Source organism: Halopseudomonas sp. (assembly GCF_038130085.1).
In the GTDB taxonomy this organism is placed as follows: Bacteria; Pseudomonadota; Gammaproteobacteria; order Pseudomonadales; family Pseudomonadaceae; genus Halopseudomonas.
Map to the genome: position 1 here is coordinate 224,046 of NZ_JAYPMU010000003.1, position 22,186 is coordinate 246,231.

At 60.8% G+C, this 22,186-nt stretch carries 24 protein-coding genes and 1 tRNA gene; 14 read left to right on the top strand and 11 right to left on the bottom strand.

What is annotated here, in order from left to right:
- Positions 1–51 precede the first annotated feature (51 nt).
- Positions 52–744: a crotonase/enoyl-CoA hydratase family protein gene (locus AAFM31_RS04070; RefSeq protein ID WP_341706629.1), complete on the bottom strand. Its 693-nt coding sequence runs from the start codon at positions 742–744 to the stop codon at positions 52–54.
- 201 nt (positions 745–945) lie between these two features.
- Between AAFM31_RS04070 and AAFM31_RS04075 the strand changes: the two genes are divergently transcribed.
- The 8 genes from AAFM31_RS04075 to AAFM31_RS04110 all read left to right on the top strand — a co-directional run bounded on the left by AAFM31_RS04075 (position 946) and on the right by AAFM31_RS04110 (position 9,296).
- A tRNA-Ser gene (locus AAFM31_RS04075) sits at positions 946–1,036 on the top strand.
- A 406-nt stretch (positions 1,037–1,442) separates the two neighbouring features.
- Positions 1,443–2,735, top strand: a complete 1,293-nt coding sequence (locus AAFM31_RS04080) for a D-arabinono-1,4-lactone oxidase (RefSeq protein ID WP_341706630.1) — start codon at positions 1,443–1,445, stop codon at positions 2,733–2,735.
- Positions 2,732–3,958, top strand: a complete 1,227-nt coding sequence (locus AAFM31_RS04085) for an alanine racemase (protein ID WP_341706631.1) — start codon at positions 2,732–2,734, stop codon at positions 3,956–3,958. Before AAFM31_RS04080 ends, AAFM31_RS04085 begins: the two co-directional genes overlap by 4 nt.
- A 133-nt stretch (positions 3,959–4,091) precedes the next feature.
- Complete coding sequence (locus AAFM31_RS04090) at positions 4,092–4,796, top strand: hypothetical protein (protein WP_341706632.1); 705 nt, start codon at positions 4,092–4,094, stop codon at positions 4,794–4,796.
- A 164-nt stretch (positions 4,797–4,960) separates the two neighbouring features.
- On the top strand, positions 4,961–5,932 hold the full coding sequence (locus tag AAFM31_RS04095) for a nitronate monooxygenase family protein (protein WP_341706633.1): 972 nt from the start codon (positions 4,961–4,963) through the stop codon (positions 5,930–5,932).
- A 53-nt stretch (positions 5,933–5,985) separates the two neighbouring features.
- On the top strand, positions 5,986–6,459 hold the full coding sequence (locus AAFM31_RS04100) for a helix-turn-helix domain-containing protein (protein ID WP_341706634.1): 474 nt from the start codon (positions 5,986–5,988) through the stop codon (positions 6,457–6,459).
- Between the two features lie 111 nt (positions 6,460–6,570).
- Entirely contained in the window at positions 6,571–7,908 is a 1,338-nt protein-coding gene (locus AAFM31_RS04105; protein WP_341706635.1) for a tetratricopeptide repeat protein, read from the top strand.
- A 164-nt stretch (positions 7,909–8,072) separates the two neighbouring features.
- The gene (locus AAFM31_RS04110; RefSeq protein ID WP_341706636.1) at positions 8,073–9,296 is read left to right on the top strand and encodes a 3-hydroxyacyl-CoA dehydrogenase NAD-binding domain-containing protein; all 1,224 of its coding nucleotides are present in this window, start codon (positions 8,073–8,075) and stop codon (positions 9,294–9,296) included.
- Positions 9,297–9,389: 93 nt separating this feature from the next.
- On the opposite strand, the gene AAFM31_RS04115 is transcribed toward AAFM31_RS04110, so the two are convergent.
- The 3 genes from AAFM31_RS04115 to purM are packed head-to-tail and all read right to left on the bottom strand — an operon-like array spanning position 9,390 to position 11,896.
- Positions 9,390–10,172: a DUF3108 domain-containing protein gene (locus tag AAFM31_RS04115; protein WP_341706637.1), complete on the bottom strand. Its 783-nt coding sequence runs from the start codon at positions 10,170–10,172 to the stop codon at positions 9,390–9,392.
- Positions 10,169–10,828: a phosphoribosylglycinamide formyltransferase gene (gene purN / locus AAFM31_RS04120; protein ID WP_341706638.1), complete on the bottom strand. Its 660-nt coding sequence runs from the start codon at positions 10,826–10,828 to the stop codon at positions 10,169–10,171. The genes AAFM31_RS04115 and purN overlap by 4 nt, the downstream gene beginning before the upstream one ends.
- Before the next feature lie 3 nt (positions 10,829–10,831).
- Positions 10,832–11,896 carry a phosphoribosylformylglycinamidine cyclo-ligase gene (gene purM, locus AAFM31_RS04125; protein WP_341706639.1) on the bottom strand — a complete coding sequence of 355 codons (1,065 nt, stop codon included), beginning with the start codon at positions 11,894–11,896 and terminating at the stop codon, positions 10,832–10,834.
- Between the two features lie 270 nt (positions 11,897–12,166).
- Here purM and AAFM31_RS04130 point away from each other — a divergent pair, with 270 nt between their 5' ends.
- From AAFM31_RS04130 to hda, 3 genes are all read left to right on the top strand, one after another.
- The gene (locus AAFM31_RS04130; protein ID WP_341706640.1) at positions 12,167–13,258 is read left to right on the top strand and encodes a DUF2066 domain-containing protein; all 1,092 of its coding nucleotides are present in this window, start codon (positions 12,167–12,169) and stop codon (positions 13,256–13,258) included.
- A 79-nt stretch (positions 13,259–13,337) separates the two neighbouring features.
- A complete protein-coding gene (locus AAFM31_RS04135; protein ID WP_341706641.1) occupies positions 13,338–13,526 on the top strand; it encodes a hypothetical protein in 189 nt (62 codons plus the stop codon).
- The gene (gene hda, locus AAFM31_RS04140) at positions 13,526–14,239 is read left to right on the top strand and encodes a DnaA regulatory inactivator Hda (RefSeq protein ID WP_341706642.1); all 714 of its coding nucleotides are present in this window, start codon (positions 13,526–13,528) and stop codon (positions 14,237–14,239) included. Before AAFM31_RS04135 ends, hda begins: the two co-directional genes overlap by 1 nt.
- A 35-nt stretch (positions 14,240–14,274) precedes the next feature.
- Here the strand turns inward: hda and AAFM31_RS04145 are convergent, their stop codons facing one another.
- The 3 genes from AAFM31_RS04145 to arsC are packed head-to-tail and all read right to left on the bottom strand — an operon-like array spanning position 14,275 to position 15,642.
- Complete coding sequence (locus AAFM31_RS04145) at positions 14,275–14,685, bottom strand: DUF2069 domain-containing protein (protein ID WP_341706643.1); 411 nt, start codon at positions 14,683–14,685, stop codon at positions 14,275–14,277.
- Positions 14,678–15,295, bottom strand: a complete 618-nt coding sequence (gene wrbA / locus AAFM31_RS04150; protein WP_341706644.1) for an NAD(P)H:quinone oxidoreductase — start codon at positions 15,293–15,295, stop codon at positions 14,678–14,680. The genes AAFM31_RS04145 and wrbA overlap by 8 nt, the downstream gene beginning before the upstream one ends.
- The gene (gene arsC / locus AAFM31_RS04155) at positions 15,292–15,642 is read right to left on the bottom strand and encodes an arsenate reductase (glutaredoxin) (RefSeq protein ID WP_341706645.1); all 351 of its coding nucleotides are present in this window, start codon (positions 15,640–15,642) and stop codon (positions 15,292–15,294) included. The genes wrbA and arsC overlap by 4 nt, the downstream gene beginning before the upstream one ends.
- 85 nt (positions 15,643–15,727) lie before the next feature.
- Between arsC and AAFM31_RS04160 the strand changes: the two genes are divergently transcribed.
- From AAFM31_RS04160 to AAFM31_RS04170, 3 genes are read left to right on the top strand one after another with little or no spacing between them, the layout of a single operon-like run.
- Positions 15,728–16,990, top strand: coding sequence for a YihY family inner membrane protein (locus AAFM31_RS04160; protein ID WP_341706646.1), 1,263 nt, complete (start codon positions 15,728–15,730; stop codon positions 16,988–16,990).
- Complete coding sequence (locus AAFM31_RS04165) at positions 16,987–17,451, top strand: TlpA disulfide reductase family protein (RefSeq protein ID WP_341706647.1); 465 nt, start codon at positions 16,987–16,989, stop codon at positions 17,449–17,451. Before AAFM31_RS04160 ends, AAFM31_RS04165 begins: the two co-directional genes overlap by 4 nt.
- Positions 17,448–17,720 carry an acylphosphatase gene (locus AAFM31_RS04170; RefSeq protein ID WP_341706648.1) on the top strand — a complete coding sequence of 91 codons (273 nt, stop codon included), beginning with the start codon at positions 17,448–17,450 and terminating at the stop codon, positions 17,718–17,720. The genes AAFM31_RS04165 and AAFM31_RS04170 overlap by 4 nt, the downstream gene beginning before the upstream one ends.
- A 14-nt stretch (positions 17,721–17,734) precedes the next feature.
- Here AAFM31_RS04170 and AAFM31_RS04175 read toward each other — a convergent pair whose 3' ends face one another.
- The 4 genes from AAFM31_RS04175 to AAFM31_RS04190 all read right to left on the bottom strand — a co-directional run bounded on the left by AAFM31_RS04175 (position 17,735) and on the right by AAFM31_RS04190 (position 22,095).
- Entirely contained in the window at positions 17,735–18,310 is a 576-nt protein-coding gene (locus tag AAFM31_RS04175) for a lytic transglycosylase domain-containing protein (RefSeq protein WP_341706649.1), read from the bottom strand.
- A gap of 3 nt (positions 18,311–18,313) precedes the next feature.
- Positions 18,314–19,018, bottom strand: coding sequence for a hypothetical protein (locus AAFM31_RS04180; RefSeq protein WP_341706650.1), 705 nt, complete (start codon positions 19,016–19,018; stop codon positions 18,314–18,316).
- Positions 19,018–20,751 (bottom strand): proline--tRNA ligase, encoded by a 1,734-nt coding sequence (locus AAFM31_RS04185; protein ID WP_341706651.1) that lies wholly within the window; start codon positions 20,749–20,751, stop codon positions 19,018–19,020. The genes AAFM31_RS04180 and AAFM31_RS04185 overlap by 1 nt, the downstream gene beginning before the upstream one ends.
- 150 nt (positions 20,752–20,901) lie before the next feature.
- A complete protein-coding gene (locus AAFM31_RS04190) occupies positions 20,902–22,095 on the bottom strand; it encodes an OprD family porin (protein WP_341706652.1) in 1,194 nt (397 codons plus the stop codon).
- Positions 22,096–22,186 lie beyond the last annotated feature (91 nt).

Consider the following 22,186-nt stretch of genomic DNA (forward strand, 5'->3'; position numbering starts at 1 on the left):
GACTACTGCATCTCGTCGCCCCGCGCAGTCTTGCCGCGGTTACAGCGCGTGTCAGCTCAGGTCGTGCTGACGGTCCAGCTCGATGCACTGGTCCAGCAGTTCCAGATAGGCCTTGCGGCTCTTTACCTTGGTCTGACGGAAGGCCGTCATGTTCAGTGCAGCCAGCTCCTTGGCCTTGGCCATGGCAGCGGCTTCCAGCTCTTCAGCTGGCACCACCTTGTCGAGGAAGCCGGCAAGCACGGCGTCGGCCGGGTCGAACATTTCAGCGTTGATCACCGCGCGGCCAAAGGCAGCCGGGGTCAGACGAGCGCGGGCCAGTTCGATACCGGCGTGGTGCATGGTCATGCCGATAGCGGTTTCGTTCAGGGCAATCTTGAACGGGCCTTCAACACCGATGCGGTAATCGGACGACAGCAGCAGGAATGCACCCTTGGCAATTGCGTGGCCAGTGCAGACGGCAACGATCGGGAACGGGTGAGACAGCATGCGGCGTGACAGGGTCGAACCAGACGCAACCAGCGCCTTGGCCGCGTCCGGGCCGGAGGTCATGACTTTCAGATCATAGCCGCCGGAGAAAATGCCCGGCTTGCCGCTCAGTACCACCACGGCACAGTCCTGTTCTGCCTGATCCAGCGCAGCGTTGATCGCCGCGATCATATCGGGCGACAGGGCGTTGACCTTGCCATTGTCCAAGCTCAGGTGGGCAATGCCATCAGCGAAACGATAGGAGACCAGCTCGCTCATCAGAAAGTCCTCACATAAAAAGTCATGCGGCATCAGCGCCGCAGCACAGAGCAGGCAGTTTACCAACTAATTCATGACTGGCGAGTCTGCCAGCGCCCGCCCCCAGAGTGGTTGAAAACAATAGAAAAAGGGTTTGCCAAAGCGCCCGGGTTTCGATACATTAGCGCGCCTCGGTAGCAGGGTAACTTGCAATCGAGATCCGGAGAGGTGTCCGAGTGGCTGAAGGAGCACGCCTGGAAAGTGTGTATACGTTAATCGCGTATCGAGGGTTCGAATCCCTCTCTCTCCGCCAAACAAATGAAAAAGCCCCAGCGCAAGCTGGGGCTTTTTCATTTGTGCGGTGAAAAGACAAAGACGGACGAGAACCCTAATGGTTCGACCGGAGCCAGCATCGCTGGCGCGGAACGTCGGAGCGCAGCGACGACGACCCGAAGGGTGAGGCGCAACGCGCCGAATAATCCCTCTCTCCGCCAAATACAGAAAGGGCCTTAGCGCAAGCTAAGGCCCTTTTTCTTTGCGCTGAATATCCTCGCTTGATATCGCCTCCTGCGCCCTTGGCCTGCCACTTCCGGGTCGATACGCCTTCTTCTGTCTCATTTGCGCCCTTGTTCTATGCCCCGTCTCGCGCAATGATCAGTTCGACGCGGCAGTGTACTGCGTCCTCGGCGGTGTGCCGGGTCCAATGACAAGGAGGCGGTATGGCGGAGTCTGTGGGTGCGCTGGGGGTGTGGCGTAACTGGTCCGGGTCGCAGCGGGCGGTGCCCGCGCGTTGGTGGCGGCCGGGCAGCGAGGGCGAGTTAGTTGCGCTGTTGCAGGATTCAGCCGGCGAGGTGCGGGTGACCGGTGCGGGGCATTCGTTCAGCGCGTTGTGTAAAACTGCCGGGAATCTTGTTTTCCTCGACCATCTAACCGGGTTGGTATCCCACGACGCCGAGCAGCTGACGGCCACTGCGATGGCGGGTACGCCGCTGCATCAGCTGGGGGCGTTGCTGTGGCCGCTGGGGCAGGGGTTGATCAATCAGGGTGATATTGACGCCCAGTCGCTGGCGGGTGCCTGCGGCACATCTACCCACGGTACTGGCCTGGGATTGGGGGCGTTCTCGGCGCAGGTGCGTGCCTTACGGCTGATTACGCCGAGCGGCGAGGTGATCGATGCCGACGCTGAGCACAATTCAGACGTGTTGCACGCTGGTGCGACTTCGCTTGGGGCGTTGGGGGTTATCACCTGTATCACCCTGCAGAACCGCCCCTGCTATCAGCTGGCCGAGCGTGAATATCTGCTGCCTCTGCGTGAGGTACTGGACAGCTTTGAACAACTGGCGAGGGACAACCGCCACGCCGAGTTTTGGGCCTTCTTCCGCACCGACAGGGCGGTGGTGAAGGTGCTGAATGAGTCCACTGAGGCGCCAACCCCTAAACCGCGTTTTAATCTGCCGGTCGACAAGGTGCTGGATCTCACCTCGCGCATTGCCCACGGCATCGGCGGCACCGATGCGTTGATGCAGCGGCTGCTGACGGGGCTGCACTCGGAGGTGCGCCGAGTGGGGCGCTCGCACGAGATATTTCCTAGCCCGCGGGCCTCTCGCTTTAATGAAATGGAGTACGAGCTGCCGCTTGAGCGGGGGCTGGAGTGCGTGGAAGAGGTGATCGCGACGGTGCAGCGCTCTTCGCTGCGCACGCTGTTCCCGCTGGAGTACCGCACGGTGGCAGCGGATGACGTCTGGCTGTCGCCGTTCTACGGGCGCGACAGCGCCTCCATCTCGATTCATCAACATATCTGTAGCGATTACCGGCCGCTGTTCGATCTGGTCGAGCCGATTTTCTGGAAATACGGCGGACGGCCCCATTGGGGCAAGCTGCATTCGCTGGATGCGGCGCAGCTGGCCGAGCTGTATCCACGTTGGGATGACGCCGCGCGGGTACGTGAGCGGCTGGACCCGCAAGGGAGGATGCTCAATGAGCATTTGCGCAATCTGCTGGTGCTGCCATGAGTGCGCATGACGCCTATTTCAGCCAGCTGCAGGCGGCATTGCAGAAGGAAGGGATGTTGCGGCCAAGCCTGATCGTCGATCTGGATCGGCTGGATCACAACATTGATCAGGCTGTAGCCATTGCCAGGCAGGCAGGCAAGGCGCTGCGGCTGGTGGAGAAGTCGCTACCGTCGTTTCCGCTGCTGGATTACATCGCCAGGCGTGCGGGCACGCGTCGGCTGATGTCCTTTCATCAGCCCTTCCTCAATCTCGATGCGCAGCACTGGCCGGACGCGGACATCCTGCTCGGCAAGCCGATGCCGGTGGCGATGGCCGAGCTTTTCTATCAAGCGCTTCAAGGCGAGTTTGATCCGCAGCGCCAGTTGCAGTGGCTGATCGATACGCCGGAGCGACTGCAGCAGTATTTGGCGTTGGCCCAGCGGCGCGGGATACGACTGAACGTGAATCTGGAGCTGGATGTCGGTCTGCACCGCGGGGGCATTCCCGAAGGCGAGGCGGGTGTGCTGATGCTGCGCGAACTGTTGCGTGTGATTGCAGAGCATCCGCAGCAGTTGGTGTTCACCGGTTTTATGGGCTACGAGCCGCACGTGGCGATGCTGCCACGCTTGTTCGGTGCACCGGCGCGGTTACTCGCTGGGGCGATGGCGACCTATCAGGCGCGGGTGGATCAGGTGCAGCGCGAAGCACCTGAGCTCTGGGCGCAGGCCCTGGCCGCCGACGGTCAGCCCGCGTTGACCCTGAACACCGCAGGCAGCCCGACCTACCGGCTGCATGATCAGGAGCAGGTGAGCAATGAGCTGGCAATCGGCAGTGGCCTACTCAAACCCACGCACTTTGATCTACCGAGCCTGGCCACGCACCTCCCGGCGCTGTTTATCGCCACGCCAGTGCTCAAGTGCGTCAATACGCTCAACTTGCCGGGTATCGGCTGGCTGCCGCAGGTGCTGTCCCGGCTTGGTGGCCGCGGGCGGCGGGCGCTATTCATCTATGGCGGCAACTGGCTGGCCGAGCCGGTTTCGCCGGCGGGGCTGGCGCCAAGCGCAATGTATGGCACCAGCTCGAATCAGCAGGTGCTGCTGGCGCCTGATGATGTGGCCCTGCAGGTGGATGACCTGGTGTTCATGCGGCCCACGCAAAGTGAAGCGGTGCTGTTGCAGTTTGGCGACCTGTTGGCGGTGCGTGGCGGTGAGATCGTCGAGCGCTGGCCGGTGTTTACTGGTTGATTGCTGCTGCCGGTTTGCGCGCGTTCACGTCTGGGTGGGTCGGCTGATTGCACCTTGCCATGTGTCGATAGCATGGTGAGAATCGGAGCAGATAGCGGCTCAGGACGAGCCGCAAGCGCACAGGGAGAGTGGTATGCGAGCAGATTGGGATGAGCGGCCGCGGCGTCGGCGCAGGGCGGATGAGTCGGCTGGCCGGCTGATTCGCTGGGGCTTCTGGGGTGTGGCGGCGGTGCTGGTGCTCTACGCCAGCCAGCCCGAGCTGGTTGAGCGGTTGAGCGAGCGCTTTTACGCGGGGGCGCCCATTCAGCAGCAGGCCGCGTCGCCTGCGCCGGCTCTGACGCCGCCGCAGCCCGTCGAGCCAGTCAGCGAGCATCAATCCCCTATCACTGAGGCCGACCTGGCCGCCGCTCGTGCGATTGCGTTGGGGCAAACCGGTAGTTCGTCGGGTGGTCGGCAAACGTCTTTCAGTGATGACAACTATGTACCACGCCGGGACGTCAACGTGATGGAGTCGCGCCATGTTCGTGAGTACGCGCAGGCGCAACCATCGCGGCCTGCACCGTCACGCCCTCGCGGCCTGAATGGCTCGGGCACGGTGACCGTTACCTGGGAGGATGCACGGCGTCGGGTTAGCCGTTGGCCAACCTCCTATACCTACCGCAACAGCATCATTGATACCGCCAGTTTCTGTAGCAACTATCGGCGAGGCTCCATTGAATATCGCACCTGCCGCAAGGGGGCGAAGGCGTGGCTGGGGCAGCGCTGTGGTAACGGCAACCGTGTGGGCGACGAGCGTCAGCGCATGTATTGCCATGCGCACTCCGGTTTCGGGCAGTGACTGGGCAGTCGTTATTCATCCTGTTTGTGGATCGATATTTTTGCCTGCCGTTGGGCGGCTGACGCCTTGCTTTTTGGTGGCGAAGGATTTAGCTTCTCGATCCGAAGCTAAATCACTGGTCGGCGTGGTCGACCCGTCATTTCCCAGCAAGAGGCGAAAACAAAGTGAAAACACGTATTACAGAACTGTTCGGCATTGAGCACCCGATTCTCCAGGGCGGTATGCACTGGGTTGGTTTTGCCGAACTGGCGGCTGCCGTTTCCAACGCTGGCGGTCTGGGCACCATCACTGGTCTGACCCAGAAGACGCCGGCGGATCTGGCCAACGAAATCGCCAAGTGCCGGGAACTGACCAACAAGCCGTTCGCCGTCAACCTGACCTTCCTGCCGACCGTCAACGCGCCTGACTACCCGGGCTACATCGATGCCATCGTCAAAGGCGGCGTCAAGATCGTTGAAACTGCTGGCCGCAGCCCGCAGGAATACATGCCGCTGCTGAAAGACGCGGGCATCAAGGTCATCCACAAGTGCACCTCCGTTCGTCACTCGCTGAAAGCCCAGTCGATCGGCTGCGACGCCGTTTCCGTTGACGGTTTCGAGTGTGGCGGTCACCCGGGTGAAGACGACATCCCGAACATGATTCTGCTGCCGCGCGCTGCCGAAGAGCTGGACATCCCGTTCGTTGCCTCTGGCGGTATGGCTGACGGTCGTTCGCTGGTATCTGCCATGGCGCTGGGCGCTGAAGGCATGAACATGGGCACTCGTTTCATTGCTACCAAGGAAGCGCCGGTTCACGAGAACGTTAAGCAGGCCATCGTTGCTGCGTCCGAGCTGGACACCCGTCTGGTCATGCGTCCGCTGCGTAACACCGAGCGCGTGCTGAACAACGCTGCAGTTGCTCGCATCGTCGAGAAAGAGAAGGCGCTTGGCGACAAGCTGACCTTCGCTGACATCATCGACGAAGTTGCCGGCGTATACCCGCGCATCATGCAGAACGGTGAAATGGATCTGGGTGCCTGGTCCTGCGGTATGGTCGCGGGTCTGATCCACGACATCCCGAGCTGTGAAGACCTGATCGAGCGCATCATGAAGCAGGCCGAAGACATCATTCGCGCCCGTCTGGTGTCGATGCTGTAAACCGGATTACCGCCCGACGCTGTGTCGGGCGGTAGCCACCGCAGGACAGATTCATGCCGACCAGCCATATTGATTGCAGTGTTGTAAAAACCGCCGAGGTCATCGGCGAATGGTGGTCGCTGCTTATTTTGCGTAATGCCTTCCACGGCATGCGCACCTTCGATGCGTTCCAGCGCCAGCTGGACATCTCCAGCAGTGTGCTCAGCGCCCGGTTGAAAAAGCTCACCGAGGCTGGGGTACTGCAGAAAGTCCCGTCCGCTGCTGACGGACGTTCCTTTGAATACCGCCTGACCCCCGCCGGGCTGGATCTCTATCCGATCATCATTGGCCTGATGCAATGGGGCGAGAAGTGGCGGCCGAACGGCCGTGGCGATCGCCTGCTGCTGCTGGAAAAGGCCACCGGTGAGCCGATTCGCGGCGCCGAGGTGCTGTCGGCCGATGGTCAGCCGCTCAAGGCCTGGGAAGTCGAAGTGCAAGCCGGCCCCGGCGCGGACGAGTACGTCCGTGAACTGGTTGGCGAGGCCTGACTCGCTCACGAATCTGCCATCTCGGGGTAGGCATCGCGGCTCACTTCGGTATCATTTGCTGACGCTCCGCGTACTGCGCGGCCACCTCATAGCTACAGGGATGGTTATTGAATGAAAGCTACCTCACTGCTTGCGCTGGGTCTGACCGGTGCTCTTCTCTCCGCGCCTCTGCAGGCGGTTACCGAATACGAGAAAAACGGTAACCTGCGTACGCAGATTACCCAGTGGATCAACAAAGCCCTCAACGGTGATGCCGAAGCGCAGCGCGAGCTGGCTCAGCGATACTACGATGGTGAAGGTGTCGAGCAGGACTATGCCAAGGCGTTCGAGCTCTACAGCGAGGCCGCGGAGCAGGGCGATGCCGATGCGCAGTTCTCGGTTGCCTATATGTATGACATGGGTGAAGGCGTCGAGCTGGATGACCTCAAGGCCATTGAGTTCTATACCAAGGCGGCCGACCAGGGGCATGCTGCCGCGCAGTTCAATCTCGCGCTGATGTACGACGAGGGTGAGGGCGTGCCGGTTGATGACCTTGGTGCAATTGAATGGTACATGCGCGCGGCTGATCAGGGGCACGCCGATGCCCAATACAATCTGGCCCTGATGTACGACGTCGGCGAGGGTGTGCCGGCCAATGACAGCAAGGCAGCCGAATACTATCTTCTGGCCGCGCAGCAAGGGCACAAGGATGCGCAGTACAACCTCGCGCTGCTCTATGACAACGGCGAGGGTGTGCGGCTCGACGATCGAGAAGCGATTCGCTGGTATACCGCCGCGGCTGAACAGGGTGATGCCGCTGCCCAGTACAACCTGGCCATCATGTATGACGAGGGCGAGGGTGTGCCGATCGATGATGTGCGCGCCGTCCACTGGTACCGCCAGGCTGCCGAGCAGGGCCACAAGGACGCGCAGTACAATCTGGCGCTGATGTACGACGAAGGGGAAGGCACCAAGGTGGATGATGCCGAAGCCATCAACTGGTACACCTTCGCCGCTGAGCAGGGCCACGCCAAGGCGCAATACAACCTGGCGCTGATGTACGACGAGGGTGAGGGTACGGCCGAAGACAATCAGGCCGCAATCAAGTGGTACACCGCTGCTGCAGAGCAGGGCGAGCGCAACGCCCAGTACAATCTGGCGATCATGTACGACGAAGGCGAAGGCACCCGTGAAGACAACCGGGAGGCCATCAAGTGGTACAGCGCGGCCGCCAGCCAAGGCGAACCCAGCGCGATGTTCAATCTGGCGATCATGCACATGAACGGTGAGGGTACACGCACCAACAATGCCATGGCCTATATGCTGTTTGCCCTGTGTGCCGGGCAGGGGCTGGACGGTGCACGAGAGGCGCGCGACGTGGTTGCCGAGGAGCTGAGCTCAAGTCAGCTCAAGAAGGCCCAGCGCGCTGCTGCCGAATGGACAGTAGGTGACCCGCTGCCGTCACTGTGAACGCACTATTCATGCTGTGAATAAGTTTTATCAGTGTGGCGGGGGTCCAATCCGTACGCAATTTGCGTACTGTATCGGTCCCCGCAGAACGGCCAATCGGCCGCCTTTGCATACCGAACAGTCTTTGTACTTCATCTTGCTTACATTATCCGGAGGTAGCTGACATGGCTGCGTTTGAAGATATCAAGAAGGTTGGCGTTATCGGCGCTGGCACCATGGGTCGCGGCATCGTGATGAATTTCGTCAATGCTGGTTACCCGGTCACCTGGCTGGACGTCAATGGCGAGATGCTGGAGAAAGGTCTGGTTGAGATCGCTGCTGTCTACAAGCGCTCCGTCGCCCAGGAGCGTTTTGACGACGCGGAAGCTCAGGCACGTGTTGCGCGCATCAGCACCACTCAGGACTACGCCGATCTGGCCGACATGGACCTGGTGGTTGAAGCTGTCTACGAGAACATGGATCTGAAGAAGAAGATCTTTGCCGAGCTGGACAAGGCCGTTAAGCCGTCCGCGATTCTGGCGACTAACACCTCCTACCTGGATATCGACGAAATCGCCTCCGCGACTTCGCGCCCGGCGCTGGTTCTGGGTCTGCACTTCTTCAGCCCGGCACACATCATGAAGCTGCTGGAAGTTGTGCGCGGCAAGGCCACTGCTCAGGACGTCATGGACGCCTGTCTGGCCGTTGGCAAGAAGATCGGTAAAGAAGCGGTTCTGGCCGGCAACTGCCACGGCTTCATCGGTAACCGCATGCTGGAAAAATACTCCCGTCAGTCCCGCGAGGTTGTTCTGGAAGGTTCCACTCCGTGGGAAGTCGATCAGGCGCTGCAGGGTTTTGGCATGGCCATGGGCCCGTACCGCATGTACGACGTGGTCGGCGTTGACCTGGGCTGGCGCTCACGTCAGCTGGCCGGTATCGGCCGCGGTGAGCCGATCGTATGGCTGGACAACAAGCTGTGCGAAATGGAGCGTTTTGGTCAGAAGAGCGGCCACGGCTTCTACAAGTACGAAGCGGGCAGCCGTCAGGCGATCCACGATCCGGAAACCGACATGATGGCCCGTGAAGTGGCTGAAGAAGCCGGCTACACCGCCCGTGACGTCTCCGCTGACGAAATCGTTACCCGTTGCATTCTGGCGCTGGTTAACGAAGGCGCGCGTATTCTGGACGAAGGCTTCGCCGAGTCTGCTGAAGACATCGACCGTGTTTACCGCTTCGGTTACGGCTTCCCGGCCGATCGCACTGGCCCGATGGCTTACGCCGACAGCCTGGGCCTGGACAAGGTGCTGGCCGAGATCCGCGCGCTGGAAGCTGAGCGTGGCGAGTTCTGGAAGCCGGCTGCAGGTCTGGTCAAGCTGGCTGAAGCAGGTGGTCGCTTCACCAAGGCCTGATTCAGGTAGCAAAAAACCGCGGCAGCTTGCGCTGTCGCGGTTTTTTGTGCCCGCGATTCCGGCAGTGCCGGATCGTGAAGCAGGAGGGCGGTATTACTTGTGGCTGACCGGGATGCCGGTAACGGTCTGACCGTTGACCGTCGCTTCCTTGAGCATGATCTGATAGTGCTGACCATCGGTTTCGATTTGGCTCAGGCGCACCAGCAGGTAGTTCCAATCCTTGGCGAACCACAGCGTGGTTTCGCGGCGGGCATCGGGCTCGCGCACCCGTTCGACCTCTACCGCGTCAAACTGGCCGGCCTTGGTGGTGACGCGTTCTTCGCCGACCACGCGAAACTCATACTCCTCCACTTCGTCGCCATCGACTACGCGGTAGGTCATGTCTGTTTTGCCGGCTGCCAGATCAGCCTGCAGGGCAAGCTGGTAGGTCGTCTTGTCGAGCAGGCCGGGCTCGGCCGGCAAGCTGAACGCTTCGCCCTTGTAGGTGCCGTTGACCTGCGCCTGCGGCCAGTCGAAGTGCTGAATGATTTCCTTGCCTCGGCCCAGCCCTCGACGCTCGTAGTGGTAATCGATCGGTTGAATTCGATCATCGGCCACGCGCAAGGTACTTTGCTCGGTCAGTTTGGCAACGAACATGCTGGCGCTGAAAGAGAGCTTCCAGCTGCCGTCCGGGTTGGGTTGCAAGCTGTGAATGGCTTCGCCGTTGACCGGAATGTTTTTCATGTCGGCGGCGTAGCTGGCGCTGAACGGTTCAAGTTCGAGGGCGCCGGCGGCGCTGGCGCTCAGGCTGAGCAGCAGGCCGGCGAGGGGTTTGGTAAAGCGATGGTGCGTTATTCTTTGAATTGTCGTGTTGGCATGCATCTGATCTTGTCTCATCTGCCGGATTCGATGTCTTCCAGTCTCAACCCGGTGCTGGGCACAGGTTTGTCGTCGAGACAGGCCTGATCTCCCTCCAGGCGCAGGCGGCCAGTTGCAAACCAGCGCGCTGCGAGCGGGTACAAACGGTGCTCTTTCACCTGTACGCGGGCGGCCAAGCTGGCTGCGTCGTCGTCCGGGTGAACGGTCACTCGTCCCTGTATGACTACCGGACCGCCATCAAGTTCTTCGGTGACGAAGTGAATACTGGCTCCGTGCTCGTCATCACCGGCGTCCAACGCGTGCTGATGGGTGTGCAAACCCTTGTGGCGCGGCAGGAGTGACGGGTGAATGTTGAGCAGTCTGCCACGATAATGTGTCACGAATTGGGCAGTGAGAATGCGCATGAAGCCGGCAAGCAGTACCAGATCCGGCTGGAATGCATCGATTGCGGCGATCAGTGCCTGATCAAAGGCCGCGCGGTCGGCAAAGTTGCGGTGATCGAGAGCGCGGGTCTGAATGCCGGCAGCGATGGCGCGGGTCAGGCCATAGGCTTCGGCTTTGTTGGAGATAACGGCGACGATTTCGGCCGGCGCGTCTGCGCCGGCGAAATCGTCGATCAGTGCTTGCAGGTTGGTGCCTGATCCGGAGATCAGGACAACAATACGGCTGCGCACGATTTAGTTGCCGTGCTGCAGTACAACAGCTTCGGCACCTTCCGCGCCGCTGGCGATACGGCCGATGATCCAGGGTTGCTCGCCGGCGTCACGCAGGCTTTGCAGGGCGGCTTCAGCTTGCTCCTGTGCAACGCAGATGACCATGCCAACGCCGCAGTTCAGCACGCGGTGCATTTCGGTCTCGTCGACGTTGCCCTGCTCCTGCAGCCAGTTGAACACAGCCGGGCGCTGCCAGCTGTTCAGATCGATGATTGCCTGGGAGCCTTCCGGCAGCACGCGCGGGATGTTTTCCAGCAGGCCGCCACCGGTGATGTGGGCCATGGCTTTGACCGCGCCAGTCTGCTTGATCAGTTGCAGCAGGGCTTTTACGTAGATGCGGGTAGGTGCCATCAGCAGTTCGCTCAGCGGCTTGCCATCGAGCTGGGTGCTGTGGATGTCGATGCCAGCAACTTCAATGATCTTGCGGATCAGCGAGTAGCCGTTGGAGTGCGGGCCGGAAGAGGGCAGTGCGATCAGCGCGTCGCCGTCGATGACCTTGGTGCCGTCGATGATCTCGGCCTTCTCGACCACGCCAACGCAGAAGCCAGCCAGGTCGTAGTCTTCGCCTTCATACATGCCGGGCATCTCAGCGGTTTCACCGCCGACCAGAGCGCAGCCAGCCAATTCACAGCCTGCGCCGATGCCGGTAACAACCTGAGCGGCAACGTCGACGTTCAGCTTGCCGGTGGCGTAGTAGTCGAGGAAAAACAGCGGCTCGGCGCCGCACACCACCAGATCGTTCACGCACATGGCAACCAGGTCGATACCGATCTGATCGTGCATGTTCAGATCCATGGCCAGACGCAGCTTGGTGCCGACGCCGTCGGTACCGGAAACCAGTACCGGCTGGCGGTAGCCTTCGGGGATTTCACACAGGGCGCCAAAACCACCCAGGCCGCCCATTACCTCCGGACGCGCGGTACGCTTGGCAACGTGCTTGATACGGTCGACCAGGGCGTTACCGGCGGCGATGTCCACACCGGCGTCTTTGTAGCTGATCGAGGGTTTGGAAGGCGTCTGGCTGCTCATGAGCGGATCTCGAACTGTGAAAAAAAGGATAGGGCTCGACACGCCTTGGGTGCTGTGCGGGCAGGCGCTTTCGAATAGCGGCATAGTCTACCAAGTCATGCTCGGCAGAGCCATGCTGAACGCGGCCTCCCGACGTACTGAATGCAGCGCACGGCGCTAGCCGGCGGCAAGTCGGTTGCCGCGCTCGCAAGGCTTGTTTAATGTAGCGGGTTAAATCCCTTCGCAGCGTCATGGCTGTGAAAACGTCCAGCTACTCTGACGGAAGCCTCCATGCCCCTGTTGCGTAACGCCTGTATCGGTCTTGTCTCCCTTTGTCTGCCATTGCTGTCGCAGGCTGCCGTTGTCGAATCGCTCTATCAGGTCGATGTCCCGCCGCGGGCCGAAGCGGATCAGTCCGCGCAGCTGGCTACTGCGACGCAGGTCATGCTGGAGCGGCTTGCGGGGGCCGGGGTAAAGACCGATGGCGGGCCGTTGGCTGAAGTGCTGGCCGAGCCGACCCGCGTGACGCGGCAGATTGGCTCGCTTGGCGATGATGGCGCGCTGCGAGTCGAGTTTGACCCGTTGCTGCTGCGCGAGGCTCTGGGCAAGGCCAAGGTTCCGGTACTGGGCCGCAATCGTCCGGGGATTCTGGTCTGGGCGGTGCAGGGTGATGACTACAGTCAGGACTTTCTTGGTGCTGCCAGTGAGATGGGCCAGGCGCTGAAGACGGCTGGTCGTTATCGCGGCGTGGCGTTGATGCAGCCGCTGGCGGATCTGCAGGATCGAGCCGACGTCAGCGAGCAAGATGTGCTGGACGCCAACCAGGATGTGCTTGAAGCAGCCAGTGAGCGCTACGCCAACGAAGGGGTGTTGGCGCTGGCGGTCAGCCGCGACGGTGAAGGCTGGGCGACAAATTGGACCCTGTGGCTGAACGACCGCAAGCTGACCGGCAAGGCCAGCAGCGATGATCCGTTGGCGATTGCCGATGAGCTGATGCAGGCTGTTGCCGCGGAGGTGCATCGTCAGTATGCGGTGGGTGGCGCCACTGCGGATGCGCCGGTTTCTGGCTGGCAGCTTGAAGTGAGCGGCATCAACAGTGTGGACGCCTTTGCCAATCTGCAGCGCACATTGCAGCAACTGGGCATGGAACAGCAGCCAAGCCTGCTGTCGGTTAAAGATGACCGGGTGCATTTCAGTGTCGACTTTGCCGGCGATCGTGCCCAGCTTGAACGCATGCTGATGCTGGATCAGCGGTTGGTCGAGGTTGACCCGCCGGCTGCGGAGTCGGCTGAAGTGCCTGAGTCAGACGTGCTGGCGGAGCCAGCGGCAGATGCAATCGAGCCAGCAGAGCAGGTCAATACGCTGTATTATCGCTGGCGCTGATTGCAGGCTTGGTTGCCTGAGACAGGTGCCTGAGACAGGGACGCGTCAGCGGCGTTGAGGGTCATGCCATGGTGTCTGCATGAATCGCTTTGTGCGCCTGCACGCCGTCTCTGCACCTGACACCATTCAAGGCGCCGTTCCTGGCCGCTCTCTTGCGGGATCGCTATCAGCCCTATTGCACACCCTGACCGTCTGCGGCGAGCCGCTGGCGGACAAATATGAAGTCGACAGTGTACGTGTCGAGTTGGATGAGGAAGAGCAACACTGATGTCGGCGGGACAACCAGTTCAACTGCCTTTGGGTATCAAGCTGCGCGACGAAGCAACCTTCGCCAGTTACTATCCGGGCCCCAACGCAACGGTGCTGGCAGCCACTCAGGCGTTTGCCTCGCCGAGTGCGGGTGTGCCGGAATGTTGTCTGTTCCTTTGGGGGACTGAAGGCACCGGCCGGACACACCTGTTGCAGGCGGCTTGTCATGCGCTGGCAGACGAGGGTGGGCTGGCGATGTACCTGCCGCTGGACGAACTCGCGGACGAGGGTCCATTACTGCTGGAAGGTATGGAGTCGGTTGATCTGCTTTGCCTGGACAAGCTGGAAGCAGTGGTGGGGCGGCCTGACTGGGAAGAGGCGCTCTTCCACCTCTATAACCGCCTGCGCGAGCAGGGAGGCCGGCTGCTGGTGGCCGCTGCTGCCGCGCCGAAGGCGTTGGGTTTGAAGCTACCCGATCTGGAGTCGCGCCTCGGCTGGGGCTTGGTGTTTCAACTGCAACCGCTGGACGACGACGGTAAGCAGGAAGTACTGAAGTTGCGCGCAGCGCAGCGTGGGCTGCAGCTGGGCGATGATGTGGCGCGTTACATCCTCAGTCGCGGTGCGCGCGGCATGGGCGAGCTGTTTGCGGCGCTGGAAACGCTGGATCAGGCGTCACTGCGTGACCAGCACCGTCTGACCATTCCCTTCGTCAAGCGGGAGATGGGCTGGTAGTCGCAGCTCCCGCGTAGCTGCCTGAGCGGTTCTGCTCAGGTTTCTCCCCGCTCCACCCGTTGCGCCTGGAAGCTCCAGCGAATGTAGTAGAGCGCCGCAACGAAATACAGCACGCTGAATCCTGCCATGAACAGGCCGTAGCTCAGGCGGCCTGGCTGGAAGCAGATCAGAACGCCCTGAATGAAGTACAGGTTGATGGCAAAGCTTAGCCAGGCGTGGGTGCGCACGTGGCCGGTGATCATGCCGGGCAGAAAAATCAGCAGCGGCAGTAACTGCACGCCGATGATGATGACCGGGTTGGCACCATGCAGATCAGCCACCAGCAAGTTATAGCCAAGCATCCCGAGCAGCAGTCCGGTGTAACCGATTAGCGCGATCAGTCGGCTGATGCGGCAGCGTGGCTGCAGATAATCCAGCGACGGTAGGGGTTTGTTCTTTTTAGCCACGGCTTTGAGCTCCTGCTGCCAGTTGGCAGGTAATGCTGCCAACCCGCTTGCCCAGCGCCCGGCACAGTTGGCTCTCGTGCTGATCCAGGCGACGCTCGCCCTGGCTGCCGGCGTGATGGCTGGCGCCGTAGGGCGTGCCGCCGCCGCGGGTTTCGGTCAGTGCACTTTCACTGTAGGGCAGGCCGACCAGCAGCATGCCATGGTGCAGCAGTGGCAGCTGCATCGATAGCAGGGTGGCTTCCTGGCCGCCGTGCAGGCTGGCGGTGGAGGTGAAGACGGCTGCCGGTTTACCGTTCAGGTTGCCGGCCAGCCACAGGCTGCTGGTGCCGTCGATAAAGTGTTTAAGCGGGGCAGCCATGTTGCCGAAGCGGGTAGGGCTGCCGAGAATCAGGGCGGAGCAGTGCTTCAGATCGTCGCTGCTGCAGTACATGGCGCCTTCTTCTGGCACCGGAGGCAGGGTGGATGTGGTCTCGGGCGCAACCGGCGGGACGGTGCGGATGCGCGCTTCGATACCGCTTTGCTCGACGCCCTCGGCGATCAATCGCGCCATCTCTGCAGTGGCGCCGTGACGGCTGTAGTACAGGACCAGAACGTACCCGGGCTGAGTCATGCAAATAGCTCCAGTACGCGCTCCGGCGGGCGACCAATGACGGCCTTGCCGTCGTGGATGACGATCGGGCGTTCGATCAGCTTGGGGTAGTCGACCATGGCTTGTACCAGCTGGGCTTCGCTGAGTTCTGGGTTGGCCAGATTCAGTTCCTTGTACGGATCCTCCCCCTTGCGCATCAGCTCGCGGGCGCTGAGACCCAGGCGCTCCAGCAGGTCAACCAGGGTTGCAGCGTCCGGTGGGGTATCCAGGTAGCGAACAACGTCGATATCGGCGCCACGCTGCTCGAGTAGTTCGAGTGCCTGACGGGATTTGGAACAGCGCGGATTGTGATAGATGGTGGTGGTCATCGGGATGTGCTCCGTGTGACGGTGGCCGAAGGCGGGGTTGGGGGGTATTCTAAGCGTTAATGCCTCGGGCTGTCAGGGAGATGAGATGCCGCGTCAACTGAATCTGTTTCTGCATTTCGTTCGTTATCTGGGGCGCCGCTTTCTCGAAGACAATTGCATCAAGAACGCGGCCGCGTTGACCTATACCACCCTGTTTGCCGTAGTGCCGGTCATGACGGTGGCCTACGCCATGCTCGCGGCGATTCCTGCTTTCGATCAGGTGGGAGGCCAGGTCGAGGCATTCATTTTCAAGAATTTTCTGCCTGCCAGCGGTGAAGCGCTGCAGCGCCATTTGAGCGAGTTCTCGACTCAGGCTCGGCAGCTGACCGGTGTTGGCGTTGCGCTACTGATGATTACTGCGCTGCTGATGCTGGTGAATATTGAGAAAGCCTTCAACGCCATTTGGCGTATCCGTCAGCCTCGCCGTGGCCTGTCCAGCTTTCTCCTTTATTGGGCAGTGCTCAGCATTGGCCCGCTGCTGCTAGGGGCCGCGTTTGTGGTTAGCACGTACATCGCGTCGATGTCGTTGTTCCAGCAGGGGGCGTTGCTGGGGACGATGTGGAGCGAGTTGCTGCTAGCCTTGCCGATCCTGCTCAGCATTGCCGCGTTTACGCTGATCTTTGTTGCGGTGCCCAACACCCGCGTGCCGCTTCGCTATGGCCTGGTTGGCGGTGTCTTTGTCGCGCTGCTGTTTGAGGCGGCCAAGGCCAGTTTCGGGGTCTACGTCAAACTGTTTCCTGGCTATCAGCTGATCTACGGCGCGTTTGCTGCAGTTCCGCTGTTTCTGCTGTGGATCTACGTCAGCTGGTTGATCATCCTGCTTGGGGCGGAGCTGGTCAGCAATATGGGCAACGGCCATGCCTGGCGCCGCCCTGAATACCCTTGGATGATTAATTTGCTCGCGTTGCTGCGGGTATTTCTGCGCGCGCAGCAGAGTGGCGATCAGGTTGATATGGCGCGGGTGAATGCAGACGGCTGGTCGATGCACGAAGAGTTGTGGCTGCAATTGACGGACTGGCTGGAGAGTGAGCAGGTGGTTACGCGCACCCAAAACGGCTGCTTCGTGCTTTGTCGCGATCTGGACGAGCTGCAACTGAGTCAGTTGCTCGAACGGATGCCTGTTCCTGTCGTGGCCCATGAGCAGCTCCCCGCTGCGCTCCCTGCGGCAGAGGAGTGGTACCCCGCGTTCAGTGAGGCGCTGGCCGAGGCTGACGAAGCGCGACGCGCGCGTCTGCATGGATCCGTCAAGCATTGGTTGCTGGGCGGCTCGCTCTCGGTTGCCGAGTTATCCGCTAAGGAGGGGGCGTGACAAGACTTCTAAAGATCGCAGGGCTGTTTGGAGCGCTGCTGTTGAGTGCTTGTAATGATGCTGGTAAGTGGCTCGATCACAATGGTGAGGCGGTTTCTCGTGAGCAGTTGCAGGGGCAGCGGGTGCTGGTCAATTTCTGGGCTGAGTGGTGCGGCCCCTGCCGCGACGAGCTGCCGGAGCTGAATCGGCTCGCGGCTGAGCTACCCCGTGGCCGGGTGCTTGGCGTCGACTATGATGGCGCTGTCGGCGATCAGTTAAAGGCCACTGCTGCGCGAATGGATATTCGTTTTCCGGTGCTTGGTTCGGACTTTTCCAGCAGCTACCAATTGGCGCGTCCGCAGGTGCTACCCACAACCTATTTGCTCGATGGTGAGGGGAACGTTCTTGCTACCCTTCAGGGGCCGCAGCATTACGACGATTTGAAACCGTTGATGACAACCGAACAGGGTGGGGCGCGATGAGTGAAATCTGTTTGCAGGGGCGGGTAGTTGGCAAGGTGCAGGGCGTCGGGTTCCGCCAAGCGACGGTGCGTGAGGCTAACCAACTGGGAATCAGCGGTTGGGTGCGTAATCAGGCCGATGGTAGTGTCGCGCTGATGTTGTGTGGCAAGGAAGAGGCGCTTGAGGCTATGACGGCGTGGCTGCAGCGCGGGCCGGATCGGGCCAAGGTGGACAGTGTCGAGCTGGAGGCCTGTGTCTGGCAGGACATCGCCGGGTTCGTGCAGCTCTGACGTGGCTACGGGTGTTAATCCTTGACGTACCAATAGCTGTACCAATAATCCAGCACGCGGTCTGGGTAGCGATTGCTGCCCAGACTGCCGTTATAGCGGGCTAGCGCGCGGCGCAGGTTGCCCTTTTCCTTGTCCATGTAGAATTTCAGGATGGTGCAGCCGTATTGCAGGTTGGTGGCGAGGTCGATCAGGTTGTCGTCGGGGCGGCCGATCTCGCTTTTCCAGAATGGCATCACCTGCATGACGCCCTGAGCGCCGACCGATGACAGGGCGTACGGGTCGAACAGGCTCTCGGCGTGCATCACGGCAATCACCAGATCCGGTTTGAGTTTTGCGCGGGTAGCTGCCTGGTGCGCCAGGCGCAGCAGTCTCAGGCGAGCCTGCTCGTCGGGAATAAAGGGTGCCATTCTGGTCGACATGTCGAGCAACCAGACCTCGGCGTCGAAGCGGTCGTGAAAACTGTCTGCGCTGGCAATGGTGCGCATCAATTCGGCGCGCAGCTCCGGGTCGATCGGACGGCTTTCGGTCGTCGCCTGACTGACGCCGGGGATCAGCAGTAAGAGCAGAAACAGCACCGTCCCTGGGCGCATGGCTCAGTCCTGCGGTTGATCGCGTTGATCTAGGGCCTGGATAAAGTCGTCCTGCAGGTGCGGGTCGCCGGTGGTCAGCAGAATCAGCATGTTCTCCAGCTGGCTGGCTTCCTCCTTTAATCCAAGTTCACTCAGGCGGTTGATCCGCTGGACCCATTGCTCGACGTCGTCTTCCTCAAGGTTGTCGTAAATCAGCTCGGAGGCCTCGTGCAGGACGATGCGCAGTTCGCGGTCGACCAGCAAAATGGCTTCGGCATGCACTTCGGTGCTGTGGCGGGCTTCCAGTTCGATCGTGCGTAGCTGATCGAAATCGACCGGTACGATGTCCTCGTCGAGCAGGTTCAGGCGAAACTGGCCTTCGCTGTCGGTTTCGCGCTGTACGCTTAATTCGCCGAGCTGAACGCCCACTGGCCGGTTGGCCCAGGGAAGACTCTGATACTGGCGATGCTGGTCGAGCAGATTGCCGCCGGCGTCGTACTGACTGACCCGGAACAGTCGGCTTTCACTGATGCGAATGTTGCGGTGCGGGGTGTCCAGTACGCGTGGCTCACCGGTTTCAATGTGCAGGGTGTGGCTGAGCAGTTCGCGTTCGATATGGCCGGACGCGGGTTCTTGGGGTTGGCTTACGCTACAGGCCTGCAGTGTGGCCAGCATGGCGCTGGCCCACAGCAGGCGGCTGCCCGTGAGGGCGTCCAGTCGATGCGGCATCATTTCCCCTGAATGCGCTCCAGCAGGTAGCTCATCATTTGGTCGGCAGCGACGCTGGTGGCGTCCTGGTCGCGACGATACTTGTACTCCAATTGGCCCTCTGCCAGGCCGCGGTCGCTGATGACAACGCGGTGCGGAATACCGATCAGATCCATGTCGGCAAATTTCACGCCGGGGCTGGTTTTTTTGTCTCGGTCGTCCAGCAGTACCTCGACGCCGGCGGCCTGCAGGCCTTCGTAGAGTGCCATGGTCGCCTGTTGGACGGCCTCGGAGCTTTCCATCTTCATCGGGATCAGCGCAACCTGGAATGGTGCCAGAGCATCCGGCCAGAGGATGCCGCGGTCGTCGTAGTTCTGCTCGATAGCCGCGGCGACTACGCGGGATACGCCGATGCCGTAGCAGCCCATGATCAGGGTCTGGGTTTTGCCTTGTTCGTTAAGTACGGTGCAGTTCATGGCCTGGCTGTACTTCTGGCCAAGCTGGAAGATGTGGCCGACTTCGATACCGCGCTTGATAACCAGTGTGCCGTTGCCATCCGGGCTGATATCGCCTTCGACGACATTGCGCAGGTCGGCCACGCGAGCGTACTCGGCGTCACGCCCCCAGTTCACGCCGGTATAGTGCTTGCCGTCGACGTTGGCGCCGCAAACGAAGTCCGCCTGGTGGGCGGCACTGTGGTCGGCGATGACGGTGACTGGCAGCTTGACCGGGCCAATGGAGCCGGGTTTGCAGCCAATGGCTGAGACAATCTGGGCTTCGCTGGCGAAAGTCAGTGGTGCGTGTACTTCCGGTAGGTGTTCTGCCTTGATTTCATTCAGCTCATGATCGCCGCGCAGTACCAGGGCAACCAATGGCTGGGGTTTGCCTTCTTCTTCGGCGCCAAGCACGATCAGGGTCTTGACCGACTGCTCCGCCGGGACCTTGAGGAACTCGCTGACTGCGGCGATGGTGAGTTGATCCGGCGTGTCGACCAGCTCCATCGGCTGGCTGGCCGCAGGGCGCTCGCCCTGCGGCAGTTGTGCGGTTGCCTTCTCCATGTTGGCGGCGTAGCTGCCGGTGTCGGAGAAGATGATTGCGTCTTCGCCGGAGTCGGCCAGGACGTGGAATTCGTGTGAACCTTCACCGCCAATTGAACCGTTATCTGCCACAACCGGGCGGAACTCCAGGCCAAGGCGACTGAAAATGTTGCAGTAGGCTTGGTACATGCCGTCGTAGGTCTGCTGCAGTGATTCCTGAGTCATGTGGAAGGAGTAGGCGTCCTTCATCAGGAACTCGCGGCCACGCATCAAACCAAAGCGCGGACGGATCTCGTCGCGGAACTTGGTCTGAATCTGGTACATGTTGATCGGCAGCTGCTTGTAGCTGGTGATCTCGTTGCGAGCCAGATCGGTAATAACCTCTTCGTGGGTTGGGCCTACGCAGAAGTCGCGATCATGACGGTCTTTCAGGCGCAGCAGCTCGGGGCCGTATTGCTCCCAGCGGCCGGATTCCTGCCACAGCTCGGCGGGCTGAATCGCCGGCATCAGTACTTCCAGCGCGCCGGCGTTGTCCATTTCCTCACGCACCACGGCTTCTACCTTGCGCAGTACTCGAAGACCCATTGGCAGCCAGGTGTACAGGCCTGAGGCAATCTTGCGGATCATGCCTGCACGCAGCATCAGCTGGTGGCTGATGACGGTGGCGTCGGAGGGTGTCTCCTTGAGGGTAGAAATCAGATATTGACTGGTACGCATGGGAAACGGGTGTCCTGATGTGACGGGCAATTTGGGCGGTATTGTACGATTGTGCCGGTAAGCCGTACAGTCCACGCGGCAGCGCGCCGGATTAGAGCCGCAGAAACAGAAAACCCGGCCGAAGCCGGGTTTTCCTCAGTGCCTGGATGCTTACAGCAGGGTCCAGGTGTAACCGACGATCAGGCGGTTCTCGTCGATGTCGCCGCCGTCAAAGTTCGCATCCTGACGAACGGTCGCATTGCGCCAGCGCACGTTTAGGCCTTCAAGCATGCCATTCTGTACGGTGTAGCGCAGTTCGCTGTCACGCTCCCAATGGTTGTCGCGGGTGACACCATCGGCTGCATGCTCAGGTGCGTTTACATCGATGTCGGTGCCATAGATGTAGCGAGTCATGAAAGTCAGGCCGGGAATGCCCAGGCCGGCGAAGTCGTAGTCGTAACGAGCCTGGTAAGACTTCTCGTCAATGCCGTTGAAGTCAGAGTACTGGACTGAGTTGGCCAGATAGATCTCGCCGTCGTCATAGTTGTAACGACCGTCGCCATTCATTTGCTGGTAAGCCAAGCCAAACGCGTGGTTGCCGGTGCTCAGGGTTACAGCGATGGAGCCAGCCTGGTTGTCGTACTCGTCGCCATCATTCTTATTTTCGTCGCTGGTGTCGTAGTACGCGACGTAAGTGTTCAGGCTGGTGCCTTCGCTCAGCGGGATGGTCCAATCAAAGCCAACAAAGCCACGCTTGTATTGGTCTTCGCTGTCGGCACCGTACAGAGACAGGTTGACGTTGTCGGTGAAGGTGTAGGTGCCGCCGAAGTAGGTCAGGTCCTTGCCGTCAGCATGGATGCCGTCGGTTTCGTTGGAGCTGTTCATTTCGCCGCGATCAGTCAGGCGGCCAGCCTCGACGAACAGTGCGTCGATCGAGTTGTTGGTGATGCTGTAGCCCTGGTAGTGGTTCGGCAGCAGGCGGCTGTCGTCGTAGTAGGCAACGGGGTTTTCTGGTTGGTGCACACCGTAGCGCAGAACGGTATCGTCCAGGATGGCCATTTTCACCGCGCCGCGGATTTCGGCGTATTCGTCTTTGGCGCGACCGTTGTTGTCGAGTGCCAGCAGGCCGGTGCCGGCGCGGCTGGGGCTGCTATCAATCTTGATGCCCTGCATCGCGATGACGTCAGCACCAAAGCCGATGGGGCCCTGAGTGAAGCCTGACTGGAAGTTCAGCAGGAAGCTAGTGGCGCTTTCTTCGCGCTTGCTCTGGCCTGGTGTGCTGTCGCGGAAGTCGCGGTTGAAGTAAACAGTGCGGTTGTACAGGGTGGCGGAAGCGCCTTCGACAAAGCCCTCGCCTTCTGCCATTGCGTGGGTCGCCAGCAAGCCGTTACCGGCGGCAACTGAATCGTACCGGGTTTTATGGAGGCCATTTCGTTTAAGTCAGGCCGCCATGGTC